Here is a 10,876-nt window from a genome sequence, read left to right on the forward strand (position 1 = left end):
GCCAAACAATCAAAAGAACAAAATCTGATGTACTTAGAGAATTGGTTCGGAAGTTGAAAATTAATAAAAAGTCGCCCTAGAAGGGCGAGGCTTGTATCCCATTCTTTTGGTCATCTTGGGTAACAGAAACGTTTATATCAACCAGGAACTTGCCGCTACCTTCTGCGATCGCACCCGTCAAAGCCAAATTTTCAGTCAGGGTTTGCGCCAGCTTTGGGCGAGAAAATGATGTATTGATTGCCATGCTTTTGAAAAATAGTTTGCGATTATCTTAGCTCAATCAACCGCAGACAGACGATCGCATCCAGTATGTGACAGCAAATACTGATAGGAGATCGCTCTATATGCTCAGTAAAAAATCGTAATTCTCGCAATAGCCGAATTAAGTAAGTTTTCTCGCCTTCCAGGAAACAATTATCCTCAGCTAGTGCCTTGAGGCGATCGTCTGAGATAAACATGATGTAGTACAAAATTATTACATAAAACTAACTTATCAATTTTTATTTAATCTGCGTGTAATTACTGAAAAATTTAATGTAGCTGTTGGTATCAAGGCGGTATACTGTCGGTACTATTTGCTCCTTGATGCCATACCTTTTCGGGGTGGCTATTTTTTTTTGTATTAGATATCGTGAACCAGACGTTTGATAGACTCACAATATCTAATACGGGTTTTCAGGATGAAAATCGCTTATTGTCGCGTATCTTCTAAAGAGCAAGCAAATAACTCACATGCTTTAGAGCAGCAAGTTGAGCGATTGAGACTAGCTGGTGCGGAAGAAGTATATATTGATGTTGAATCAGGGTACAAAGGGAGAAAGCGATCGCAGCTAGAACAAGTAATGAAGCTAGTGAGATCGCGCCAAGTATCAGAAGTGATTGTCACAAGAATAGATAGATTATCCCGCAAGGGTAAGCAAGCGTTTGCATTATTTGATGATTTTTTAGATGCGGGTGTTGTGCTTAGGGCCTTAGATGAGCCTTTTGATTTATCTACGCCTTCCGGGAAAATGGCGGCGGGGATGCTGGCAGTACTGGCACAGCATCATTCCGATCAAAAATCAGAAGCGGTGAAACATGGATGGCAGCATCTACGAAACTCCAAGGTAGCCATACATCCACCATTCGGGTACTGCAAGATTAATGACGAATACAAACTAGATCACGCGCCATTTTTGTGTCTACTATTTAACAAAGAAGAGCGATCGCGCAGTCAGATCGCAACTGAAATTATTAGCGCATTTTTTGAAGGGCGATCGCTCCGAGGATGTCTAAAAATTATCAATGAAAAATACGGGATTCAAACATTTGCTCATCACCACAAAACAGGAGGTTTGTTTACCAGAGGTTTATTCAGGTTTAGCCCTGGGGGTTTAAGAACTTGGCTATTGAATCCGGTTCTGCGCGGACACACTTGTTATTTGCGGAAAAAGAACAAAAAAACGCCTGAGAACTGGAATATTCACTACAATACCCACGCAGATCAAACAATACTCACAGAATTGCAGCTACAAGAAATCGAACAAATATTAGCCCATAATCGTCAAGTGCGGGGATATGGACAAAAAGGGCAGATGTATCCTTTATCCGGGTTGGTGTTTTGCGGCGGGTGTCGTAGCTCTTGCTATAGCTGTAAGGGTAGTAGAGGTAAAAATCAGCCGGGGTACAATTATTATTACCAATGCAAAAACTGGCGGGTTCGCAGTTGCGATCAAAAACGGGTAGTAGCAATGCAGAAAATCGAGGATGCTGTTATCGCGGAGTTGGTTAAAATTGCTGGAAGGATTGTAGACTTGGCGCTTGAACCAGAAGTTGAAATTGAATCGCCGGAAATCAGGGAGCTAAGACAACAGCTAGATGGGCTGTCTTTACTTGGAAATAACCCGGCTATAGAAAAAGCCAAGAAAGACATTGAAAATCAAATTGAAGGACTAAAAATTCAACAAAATACCCACAACAATAAGTCTGAAAATAATCGAGACTTTTTGTTGTGGGTGTTTTCAGATCCTAGCTGCTGGCGGGAGACGGCCACCGTTGACCAAAAAATTAGTGTTTACAGAAGTTTGGTTGAAAAAATTATTATCAAAGATGGTGCGATCGCCTCAATTGCTTTGAAAGTTTAGTGCTGAAACCAAATCTTCACCACCTCGCAGAGTCGTTACTCGATTATCTTGGGCTACGACAGAAGCAGCGTCAGCGATCGCTCTTAGCCGTCGCAATTCTTCTTGAGTTTTGCGTTCTAGGTGGGCGATCGCTATTTCGTTTAATACTTGTTTGATATCCATGTTTTTTGATTCCTAAAATTACTAAATTCCGATTCTAAACTTTCTAAAATCAGGCATTGGATTACTCTCCATGCAATGCCAAAAATGCAAAACTTCTGCAATATTTACGTACTCTTCTTGTAGAGGGAAATATTGCATATACCACTTATATGCGGGACAAAATTACGCCTGGATAGATAGTCAACCATCTTGCCTAATGGTGTTGGAATCGCAACACTCAACCCCATACCTTCAATTGTCTTAATTAAAGTTGATAAATTACCTTGTTTTGGATTCTTTGAGCAGATAAAAGAAAACATGATTCTTTTATCATCGCGCCACAACCAACCTTCAAATTTATCTGAAGTGAACCCAATTTTAATTGCAAATTCACTATCAACTTCAATTATCATCCCGTTTTCGCTCGACATACAGCCTCAATCTTTATCCTTTCGCGGTTATTTCCACTAATTATTATCCTGCCTTGGTTTTTGAGAGTACGTAAGGCATATAAAAGGCTTCTGCGGCTATAAAAAGGAATTGCACTATACAGGTGTTTTAAGCTAATTACGCCTTCGTTTAAAACCAGTTCTTCGATAGCTTCAGGCGCAGTGCCTTTATTCAAGTAAATGCCTTTTTCACGCTCATGCTTTGCAACTACAAGCCTAATACTAACCGCAGACAAACCCGTTTCTTTAGCCAATGATTTAATAAAATCAGCCCTTGATTTTTGGGTCGTTTGCATTTGCTCAAGAATGTATTTTTTTAGGTTAGCAGCTCTTTGGGTTTTGGTAGGAATATTAAATCCTTTGCCTCTTAATCTTTCTATGTGGTAATCAACTTTTTCGCGATCAACCCCCAACTCTTTAGCCGCAGCTTCAACATAACAGCTATTGATTAAATTATCTTGGCGCATGATTACATCTAAAATTCGCTGCTGTTCGGCGCTGATTTTATGCTTTACCGTAACAACTTTCTTTGGTTTTGGCTCTCGAACAATTTTCAGCCCCTTTCTCGCTAATCTACAAGAAATTGCACGCATCTGCTTGACAGGGATATCTAACTTTTCAGCAGCAAGCACAAGATATTTTCTTCTGCTTTTGTACGCATTCATTAGCTGATAAGCCTGCCAATCCAAAAGGGAGATTATTTTATAGTATTTGATACAGCGATCGCATACGTCCCTTCCTTCAATTGGATGATAACCACCCTTGCTGCCAATTTCACCACAGCAAGTACATTTGATTAAGCGATCGCTCGGTGCAGAAATTAATATTCTCATACTTTTGCTAAAATTACTGTTTCTGGTTGATTTTGATATTTACCGTTTCTATCGGCGTAGGTTGTAGCGCAGGGTTCGCCTTCTAAAAATAGAAGTTGCACCACACCTTCATTTGCAAAAATCATGCAATCAGTTTCTGAAGAATTGGAGAATTCCAGGGTTAGGTGTCCATGCCATGCTGCTTCTGCTGGGGTAACATTTGCGATTAAAGCTACTCTTGCATAAGTCGATTTCCCAACACATATCACTGTGATATTAGGTGGTACTTCTAATTTTTCAAGCGCCACACCCAATCCGTAAGAGTGTGCGGGAAGGATAAAGAAATCGCCATATTCGGAAGTGTGCAGTGTCGCTGATTCCAGGTTTTCGGGATTAAAGTTTTTGGGATTTACTAATGTGCCGGGGACGCGGCGAAAAATCCGAAAATCGTTGGGGGACAAGCGTATATCGTAGCCGTAAGATGATAGTCCGTAGCTAATAACCGGGCTGTTTTCGACCCTGTTTATCAAGGTTGGTTCAAAAGGCTTAATCATGCCTTTTTCAGCTTGTTGTTTAATCCAAATATCGTTTTTGATCAAATTCCCACTCCTGCCATGCTTGCTCATATTCTTGTAAACTTCGGTAATCGTCAGGGTCGGGTGGTTCGAGATTAGGGTCAAAGAAAACGCTCACCTGCCCCGACTCTTCAATTACTCTAGGCGCGTCGCCAAAATGAGCGGGGTTCCAGCGATCGCTATCGGTTAATTCGCCCCATTGTTGTTCCTGGAACCCATTAATTAAATTGCGATAATCAAAAAACTCATCTAAGGAGTAGTTGTCGCGGATCGGAAATTCAATACTCAAACTACTTCCTCCTTTGGGCTGAGTAATTCCTCCACTTTCGCTTTCAAGGTGTCGCCCACCCATTCAAGATCGGTGCGATCGCCTGTCTCTTCAATCCAATCAGCTAGTTTTTGGGGGAGTTGCTCAACTAGGGCTTTTTGGGCTTTATTACGGGCATTGAGAGAGATTTCTTTGAGGACTGCGCGATCACGCTGACAGACATCGGAAATCTGTCCCCAGGTTACATCAGCAGGTTTTTTAACCCCAGCAATAAATTCTTGTCCCCGTTTTTGAGCTTCAGTTTGGGGGTTGGTTGGCTTTTCTTCGATTTTGATTAATTGTGAGGGGGAGAAATGGAAGAAAAACTCTTCATCTACCCAGCAACTAATTTGATTGCCGACTTCTTTGATTACGGCGAATTTATCTTTGTGTTGTCCCTTAGTAATTCTGACGCGATCGCCAACCTCAAACCTAGTATCAACCTTGGTTAGTTGATCCGCTCTAAATTGAAATTCACCATTAGTCATTTTTACAATCGTATTACCGTAAGCAAAGCCTGTTACTTCGCCCTCTTCACCCATGTCAGTTGAGACGCGATCGCCCTTTTTGAACTGCTCGGTTGGTTGAGGATTTTCTAGTTCTTTGATGCGGGATAAGAGGCGATCGCGTTCATCTTTCAAAGACTGATTGTCCTGTTCTGCCAACATCAGCTTTGCAGCAAGCTCAACTGATTTAGTAGCCATTTCTCCTACATTTGTGCCAGTTACAAGAAAGTAAATTCTATTCGCCCAATCGGTAATTGATTGCTGGCTAACTCCAAGTTCAAGCATTAATTGAGCTTGTATTACCACTTGCTCTTTTACTCGGTTAGCATTTACTTTGCATTGATTATATATTTCGAGTTGCTCTTGCAATTGGGCGATCTGTTGAGCGATCGCATCAGCTTCGGGGAATTGAAATTCCATAGGATTTGTCTTGGGGATGTCATTAAGAGCGATCGCTACGGATTGAGAGACAATTGACAGATGTTTAATACCTTCACTATCCCGTTCCCAGTTGTAAGTTATTTCATCTCCATCTTTGTGCCACTGGACGGTAAAGCCAAAGCCAAAATCATCTTTAATTGTTCCGATTTCGCCATAGTAATCGGAGATACAAACACCAGGGTTAATATTGCGTCTGGTAAGTGATTGCATAGCTGTAGTATCAGGGTTTGATGCGGCAATACTTTTCATGATTTCCTCTACTTCTTGTTGACTGATTGCGTGGTCGGGATTTTTGTAAAAGCCAATAATTTCGGACTGTGGGCGAACAATTAACTGTTGAGTAGTTGCGCGTTTGTCCCAGACAAAGCAAGAGATCGTGGTATTGTCGGTCGCCCAACGTTTACCGCTTTTATCCTTACGGAAACAGTACCGGGGAAATGTCAGCACAAGCGATGGTGGATGTTCTTTGAGAAAATCAGCGCGATCGCCACAAGGCTCTAAAAAGCTGGTAAGTAAAAATGCCACCACGCCTACACGCGCTTTCTCAAAAGCATTTTTGATAATTGGGGCTGCTTGGTCGGCGTAGGGTGGGTTTGTAATAATCCAGTCAGTTTCGGTGAAATACTCCCAAGACTCTCTTAGTGTTGCGTCGTGGTGGTAATCGGCTTGTTTGTTGGGGTCAACGTCGTTTGTCCACAGTTGCTTGGTATGTGGCCATGCTTGGAGAAGCGAGGCGATCGCTCCTGCACCAACGCAAGGTTCACCAATCACGCCTTCTATCTTTACGTAGCGCAACAATTCAGTAGTAAACCATGAGGGCGATTCGTAAAAGTCCAAATGGTGTCTAGTAGTCTGCCAAGGAAACTTTGCGTTGTGGTCAGCAGAGGAGCAGAGGGGCAGAGGGGCAGGGGGGAAAGACTTACTGCAAGTTTCTCCCCTGCTCCCCTGCTCCCTTGCTCCCTTGCTTACCTCCACGTAGCAATTTTGGGTTGGTACACTACTAGACCCCTGCAAGGAACTTAATTCTACGGAAGGCGACAACGGCGCAGGCGGGGACGACTGAACGACCGTAGAGGTAACGGCTTCTAATCCTTCCTGCTGTGCCACTGGGGACTGACTCAGACACGCTGTCCAGTCCTTTGGGAAACCCATAAGCAAAGCCATCATCTCGGCGCTCAATTGTTGGGAAGGCGAAATCAGCTTTAACTCTTTCAATTTCACCTCCAATTTGACTTGCCCAGCCGCACGAGATCCGTTTTTCTTGCTGCCAGAGGTGAGGGTAGGCAATGATAAACAATCTTTCTCTCTCGTGCGGCGCTCCAAGCTCTGCCGCCGAGACGATTTCAACTTCTGCTGTATATCCTGCCATTCTGAGTCCTCCAAGCACTGCTCGTAATCCTCGATTGATAAGTGCGGTAGGGTTCTCAATGAGGATAAATCTTGGTTTGACCATGAAGATAATTCGCAGTGCTTCAAACCAAAGGCTTGATTCTTCTCCTGATAATCCGGTGCGATCGCCTGCGTTTGAGGTGTTTCTGCAAGGGAATCCGAAGAAGGCGATCCCTTCGTTATATTGCCAGTTGATATCGGGTTCATAGGTGCGTATATCGGGGTGGATTGGGGTTTCGGGGAAGTGCGATCGCAGTACGGTTTGAGCATCCGGTTCAATCTCTACCATTTGAATTACTTCACCCTCTGGGAATACTTGGTGGAAGGCGATTTCAAAGCCGCCGATGCCAGAGAATAGGCTAATTGCTTGCATCGCTCACCTTCTCCCATACCGGGCATTCCGAGGCGATTTCTTCAAAAGGTCTCTCAATTTCCGATGGATCTTCGCTATTGATTTCAATCGCATCAAAGACTTGCTCTCTAATAGCTTTTTCCCAGTGTTCGCACTCACCTGTGTAGTAGTAGAGGTGATGATCTTCTTGTCTCCAAAAGCTTCCATGAATACAGTTAAGACAGGATTTTTTCATGACTCATCCTCCACGACTTCCAATGAATCCTGATGCACTGACTGGAGACTGATTTTGCCTTCCCAACGAATGCGATACCAGAAACCTGCTGAATGTCCGAGATGCTCTTCATCTCTCCACTCGATTCCAAAAACAATGCCTTTGCGCCTCTGTGAAGGGAAATTCACTTTATCGCCAAACCAGAATTTAGGCTGATTGCAGTGGTTAAACTCCCACGTAAAGGGGCGCAATTCATAGCTTTTAATTAGCCAAAGAATTGCTTCCTCATAAATCTTAAAGCCTTGTTCTTTGCAAATTTGACGTAGCACTGGGAGCGAGTGTTTAGTGCTGTGCCAAATGCAAAGTCTTTTACTACCATCTGGCAGCGCATCACAAGGTGTGTAAGTTGAATATGGATAAATTGGTTCTTCACTTGGTTCGATCATGTTGCGACTTCCTCCACTACTTCAATCTTGAGAGGATTCCTGCGAACGACCTTGAGCCATCGTTTGCACTCAACCCAAGACTCTTCATCCTCCTCATCTCGGCAGAGAAGATCAGAGTTGATTAACTCCTCATACAAAGTGCTAAACCCATAGCAGCAATCGGTTTCCTCAACGTAGCGATCGCCCAAAATGGCACATCCTAAACACTGACGATATGTACTCCAATCGCCATCCCAGCAACCATGAATGTGCTTGTAGAGTGAACCCGCAAGTATGGGGTAGTTGCACTCACAACAGCGCAAATCAGCTTCAGCAATTACTTGCCTTTCGTCGTATAATTCCTCTCCGGTTTCCTCATCGTAATCCGGTCTTTCCACATCACAACTACACATCGCACTTCTCCTGTTTGCGCCATTCTTCAAGGCTAATTCCGTACAGCTTCTTAAATCGGTTTTCTAGCGCCTGCTGCCATTTGTCGTAGGTGTCTTGGCTTGGTGGTTTCAAGTGCTTGGCTGGCTCATCTTCAAATGGCTGGGTTTCTATCCTTGCCAAGAGTTCACCAAATTGGGCGGTGAAGATGAAAATTTGATTGATGTTCCGTTCGCAGTACTCAGGATCTTCCAACTTTTGCCACAGAAGAGCGATCGCCCATTGCCCTTCCAAATTACTATTTCGCAATCTAGGAACCTTGAGGATGAGTGTATCAATCAGTTCTTCGTTACTACCGTCATCCCCTGTCGGGCGGTGCTTGAGTTCGCAGTAGAAAGAGCGTAGAGGAATTTCAGATATAGCCTTAAATCCGCTTACCATGCTTCCGCCCTCTCGTTACTGAACAGATAAAATTACCGCCCTTTCTGCCTCTGGACTTAACCAGTGGAGCGCCACAAAGTCCGCACTTCATTTGATTGGCAGCGGATACGAACTGGGCGTATCTCATGGACGCTTTAAGGTCGTACTGGGCGATCGCTCTAGCTTGTGCTTCTTGTGATGGACTAAGCATAGTTTTTTAGTGAATTAGCAATGTTGTTGAATTTCCTGTGGTTCTGTGATGTCTGCGCGGTGGAGGCGATCGCTTCTAGTTCATGTGTTGGTTTCTGCTTCAACTGCTCGATTAGCGCGTCTTTCTGCTCAGGTGTCATCAAACCAGTAGCATTCAAGATAGTGCGTGCTATCAGCCTCCCCCGCAACACTGCTTCTGCTTTTTGCTCAGGTGTCATCCGTTCTTCAGATGAGGGCAAAGCAGGTAAATCAAAGTCTTGATAAGCTTGGGCGTTTTCTTCGGGCCGTCCACCTCTGGAAAGCTCAATCAACTGGTCAGCAGTGGGGAATCTTTGAAGCTTGCAGATAGCCGCGCCTACAGCATTGATGAAATCATCATCTTTTAGGTGAGAAAGCCAAGCGTAGTAAGAATCAGAGGCTACTTGGGATTTAGGCTTCCCGTACCATTCCAGCAGCTCACCAAAATACTTTGCAAAAATCTTATCTGACAGCATCGCTCAAAATCTCCTCAGCCTTGCAATTACTGGCCTGTAGTCATAAACATCAATCAATTCCTGTTTACGTCGCTCGGCTTCATAAGCTTCCTCATACTGAGCTTGGGTAGCGATCGCGTCCGGCATAATCCGCTTTAAGTCCTTTGACGGGGCGCGTCCCTCTACCCTGTCTTTGTAGGCGCGATCGTACTTAATCGCCGTGGCGTGCTTGTCGGCGTACTCTGCTACCTTGCCATTTGTCATGAGGTTGGATAGCGAAATCTGCTTGTCGCGCCACCAGCCATCATTCTGTTCACGTACCCAGATAAGTGCATCTTTGAATTTAGCGATCGCGTCCTGGGGATGTTCTTTAATAAGCTGTTTGATTTTCTTTAAGTGAGCAGAACTAATCTCTTTATGCTCGGTAAAGTTTGAGGGTTTCTCTTGTTGGTAGACTTCCAGAAACCAAGCTTTAATTTGCGCGTCCGTTACCTTATTCAATTGTTCGATTTTATCGAACGCCGCCGGAACTATTGAACCACATGATGGATTTTCGCTTTGAACCAATAACTCTGGCTGGGTTGACAGCGTAACTACAGGCTTGGCATTGCTTTGATCCGGTTCCAAGCTCTCACCGTCCTCAACGCATTCACCCCTTTGGGGGGTAGGGGGGGATTCTTCTTGATCTTCTTTAATTAGATATTTTCTATATATAGTGCAACGGTCGTTTGACCGTTGGCTTTCATCCATCCCTGCGGTCGTTTGACCGTTGGGACTGCGGTCGTTTGACCGTTGGCTTTCATCCATCCCCTCGGTCGTTTGACCGTTGGCTTTGTTGAGGGCTTTTTGGACAGCTGACACCATGAAACGGTATTCAAGACTTTTTCTATGTGCTACTGGCTGTCTAGTTTGAATAAAACCCATCTCTTCAAGCTGGTGTAACCGCTTCCTAATATGTTTTTCTGTGGACATACCAAGCAGCATTTCTTCAAACTCTTTGGCTGTCCTTACACCAACACACGGATTTTCTTCTTTTGAGTTGCAAGCGATCGCGCCATTAGCCCAGTATTCAAAAATATTGAGGATAGCAGCAGCTACACAGTCTTTATTCATTAGTAAGTAATAATCTTCTCTGACAACCGCTATGGGCTGTCTTGGCGCATGAGAAATACATGATTCTCTCATAGCGCACCGCCTGATATAATCATTCTGTGACCTCCGATATAGGTTGCCGCGTCTCTGGTTGTTGCAAGCAACGCAGAGACATTTTCATTAATACTATTATCCCATTTAAAATGATAAGAATTAGGAAAATTGTGTAAATTTTTTGTAATTGTAATAACTGGTGTTTTCATGGTATTCTCCTAATATTCGGTAGATTATTTTGATTACTCTAATGCACCAGCGATCGCCTTGAACGGGCGATTTTTTATTGGTTATTAAGTTTGTTTATTTAGGCTTGGATTCCTCCACAGAATTAGCGGGAATGATTTTGGTTTCTCTGTGAGGGTGTAGGTTAATGTTGCTGATGGTGGTGTTTGACATACTCCCCATCCTAAAGGCGTGGGGATTCTTGACACATCATTTCAACTTACTACCGAAGTAGTCTTACAGTCGATCCGTGTCCGTTTAGAGTCGTGGCAATACCC

General features: G+C 43.8%; 17 protein-coding genes. 1 reads left to right on the forward strand and 16 read right to left on the reverse strand.

The genetic code is table 11. The annotated features are described in order from the left end of the window. Window positions 1-76: 76 nt before the first annotated feature. Both H6G77_RS34720 and H6G77_RS34725 read right to left on the reverse strand, forming a co-directional pair. Complete coding sequence (locus tag H6G77_RS34720) at window positions 77-244, reverse strand: hypothetical protein (RefSeq protein ID WP_190874080.1); 168 nt, start codon at window positions 242-244, stop codon at window positions 77-79. Between the two features lie 22 nt (window positions 245-266). Further along, the gene (locus H6G77_RS34725; RefSeq protein ID WP_190874081.1) at window positions 267-458 is read right to left on the reverse strand and encodes a hypothetical protein; all 192 of its coding nucleotides are present in this window, start codon (window positions 456-458) and stop codon (window positions 267-269) included. A 222-nt stretch (window positions 459-680) separates the two neighbouring features. Here H6G77_RS34725 and xisF point away from each other — a divergent pair, with 222 nt between their 5' ends. After that, window positions 681-2,123, forward strand: coding sequence for a fdxN element excision recombinase XisF (gene xisF, locus H6G77_RS34730; protein ID WP_190874082.1), 1,443 nt, complete (start codon window positions 681-683; stop codon window positions 2,121-2,123). Here xisF and H6G77_RS34735 read toward each other — a convergent pair. The 14 genes from H6G77_RS34735 to H6G77_RS34800 all read right to left on the reverse strand — a co-directional run bounded on the left by H6G77_RS34735 (window position 2,103) and on the right by H6G77_RS34800 (window position 10,582). Further along, window positions 2,103-2,285, reverse strand: a complete 183-nt coding sequence (locus H6G77_RS34735; RefSeq protein WP_190874083.1) for a hypothetical protein — start codon at window positions 2,283-2,285, stop codon at window positions 2,103-2,105. The two genes, xisF and H6G77_RS34735, sit on opposite strands and share 21 nt — an antisense overlap. 104 nt (window positions 2,286-2,389) lie before the next feature. Beyond that, complete coding sequence (locus H6G77_RS34740; protein WP_190874084.1) at window positions 2,390-2,695, reverse strand: hypothetical protein; 306 nt, start codon at window positions 2,693-2,695, stop codon at window positions 2,390-2,392. Further along, window positions 2,674-3,546 carry a hypothetical protein gene (locus H6G77_RS34745; protein ID WP_190874085.1) on the reverse strand — a complete coding sequence of 291 codons (873 nt, stop codon included), beginning with the start codon at window positions 3,544-3,546 and terminating at the stop codon, window positions 2,674-2,676. The genes H6G77_RS34740 and H6G77_RS34745 overlap by 22 nt, the downstream gene beginning before the upstream one ends. Then, window positions 3,543-4,124: a dCTP deaminase gene (gene dcd / locus H6G77_RS34750; RefSeq protein ID WP_190874086.1), complete on the reverse strand. Its 582-nt coding sequence runs from the start codon at window positions 4,122-4,124 to the stop codon at window positions 3,543-3,545. Before dcd ends, H6G77_RS34745 begins: the two co-directional genes overlap by 4 nt. Beyond that, window positions 4,099-4,389, reverse strand: a complete 291-nt coding sequence (locus H6G77_RS34755) for a hypothetical protein (protein ID WP_190874087.1) — start codon at window positions 4,387-4,389, stop codon at window positions 4,099-4,101. The genes dcd and H6G77_RS34755 overlap by 26 nt, the downstream gene beginning before the upstream one ends. After that, a complete protein-coding gene (locus tag H6G77_RS36125) occupies window positions 4,386-6,152 on the reverse strand; it encodes a KOW motif-containing protein (protein ID WP_242049409.1) in 1,767 nt (588 codons plus the stop codon). The genes H6G77_RS34755 and H6G77_RS36125 overlap by 4 nt, the downstream gene beginning before the upstream one ends. A 202-nt stretch (window positions 6,153-6,354) precedes the next feature. Continuing rightward, window positions 6,355-7,116 (reverse strand): DNA cytosine methyltransferase, encoded by a 762-nt coding sequence (locus H6G77_RS34765; RefSeq protein WP_242049410.1) that lies wholly within the window; start codon window positions 7,114-7,116, stop codon window positions 6,355-6,357. After that, window positions 7,103-7,330, reverse strand: coding sequence for a hypothetical protein (locus tag H6G77_RS34770; RefSeq protein WP_190874088.1), 228 nt, complete (start codon window positions 7,328-7,330; stop codon window positions 7,103-7,105). The genes H6G77_RS34765 and H6G77_RS34770 overlap by 14 nt, the downstream gene beginning before the upstream one ends. Continuing rightward, window positions 7,327-7,755 carry a hypothetical protein gene (locus tag H6G77_RS34775; RefSeq protein WP_190874089.1) on the reverse strand — a complete coding sequence of 143 codons (429 nt, stop codon included), beginning with the start codon at window positions 7,753-7,755 and terminating at the stop codon, window positions 7,327-7,329. Before H6G77_RS34775 ends, H6G77_RS34770 begins: the two co-directional genes overlap by 4 nt. Beyond that, window positions 7,752-8,147: a hypothetical protein gene (locus H6G77_RS34780; RefSeq protein ID WP_190874090.1), complete on the reverse strand. Its 396-nt coding sequence runs from the start codon at window positions 8,145-8,147 to the stop codon at window positions 7,752-7,754. The genes H6G77_RS34775 and H6G77_RS34780 overlap by 4 nt, the downstream gene beginning before the upstream one ends. Then, window positions 8,140-8,565, reverse strand: coding sequence for a hypothetical protein (locus H6G77_RS34785; protein ID WP_190874091.1), 426 nt, complete (start codon window positions 8,563-8,565; stop codon window positions 8,140-8,142). The genes H6G77_RS34780 and H6G77_RS34785 overlap by 8 nt, the downstream gene beginning before the upstream one ends. Window positions 8,566-8,747: 182 nt before the next feature. Further along, entirely contained in the window at window positions 8,748-9,248 is a 501-nt protein-coding gene (locus tag H6G77_RS34790; RefSeq protein ID WP_190874092.1) for a hypothetical protein, read from the reverse strand. 3 nt (window positions 9,249-9,251) lie between these two features. Further along, entirely contained in the window at window positions 9,252-10,412 is a 1,161-nt protein-coding gene (locus H6G77_RS34795; protein ID WP_190874093.1) for a hypothetical protein, read from the reverse strand. Further along, window positions 10,409-10,582: a hypothetical protein gene (locus H6G77_RS34800; RefSeq protein WP_190874094.1), complete on the reverse strand. Its 174-nt coding sequence runs from the start codon at window positions 10,580-10,582 to the stop codon at window positions 10,409-10,411. The genes H6G77_RS34795 and H6G77_RS34800 overlap by 4 nt, the downstream gene beginning before the upstream one ends. Window positions 10,583-10,876 lie beyond the last annotated feature (294 nt).

It is taken from the genome of Aulosira sp. FACHB-615 (assembly GCF_014698045.1).
GTDB lineage: Bacteria > Cyanobacteriota > Cyanobacteriia > Cyanobacteriales > Nostocaceae > Nostoc_B.

Excerpts from the sequence above, each read along its gene's own strand:
- H6G77_RS34720 (WP_190874080.1), bottom strand. The coding sequence starts at position 244 with ATGGCAATCAATACATCATTTTCTCGCCCAAAGCTGGCGCAAACCCTG.
- H6G77_RS34725 (WP_190874081.1), bottom strand. The coding sequence starts at position 458 with ATGTTTATCTCAGACGATCGCCTCAAGGCACTAGCTGAGGATAATTGT.
- xisF (WP_190874082.1), top strand. The coding sequence starts at position 681 with ATGAAAATCGCTTATTGTCGCGTATCTTCTAAAGAGCAAGCAAATAAC.
- H6G77_RS34735 (WP_190874083.1), bottom strand. The coding sequence starts at position 2,285 with ATGGATATCAAACAAGTATTAAACGAAATAGCGATCGCCCACCTAGAA.
- H6G77_RS34740 (WP_190874084.1), bottom strand. The coding sequence starts at position 2,695 with ATGTCGAGCGAAAACGGGATGATAATTGAAGTTGATAGTGAATTTGCA.
- H6G77_RS34745 (WP_190874085.1), bottom strand. The coding sequence starts at position 3,546 with ATGAGAATATTAATTTCTGCACCGAGCGATCGCTTAATCAAATGTACT.
- H6G77_RS34765 (WP_242049410.1), bottom strand. The coding sequence starts at position 7,116 with ATGCAAGCAATTAGCCTATTCTCTGGCATCGGCGGCTTTGAAATCGCC.
- H6G77_RS34770 (WP_190874088.1), bottom strand. The coding sequence starts at position 7,330 with ATGAAAAAATCCTGTCTTAACTGTATTCATGGAAGCTTTTGGAGACAA.
- H6G77_RS34775 (WP_190874089.1), bottom strand. The coding sequence starts at position 7,755 with ATGATCGAACCAAGTGAAGAACCAATTTATCCATATTCAACTTACACA.
- H6G77_RS34780 (WP_190874090.1), bottom strand. The coding sequence starts at position 8,147 with ATGTGTAGTTGTGATGTGGAAAGACCGGATTACGATGAGGAAACCGGA.
- H6G77_RS34785 (WP_190874091.1), bottom strand. The coding sequence starts at position 8,565 with ATGGTAAGCGGATTTAAGGCTATATCTGAAATTCCTCTACGCTCTTTC.
- H6G77_RS34790 (WP_190874092.1), bottom strand. The coding sequence starts at position 9,248 with ATGCTGTCAGATAAGATTTTTGCAAAGTATTTTGGTGAGCTGCTGGAA.
- H6G77_RS34795 (WP_190874093.1), bottom strand. The coding sequence starts at position 10,412 with ATGAGAGAATCATGTATTTCTCATGCGCCAAGACAGCCCATAGCGGTT.
- H6G77_RS34800 (WP_190874094.1), bottom strand. The coding sequence starts at position 10,582 with ATGAAAACACCAGTTATTACAATTACAAAAAATTTACACAATTTTCCT.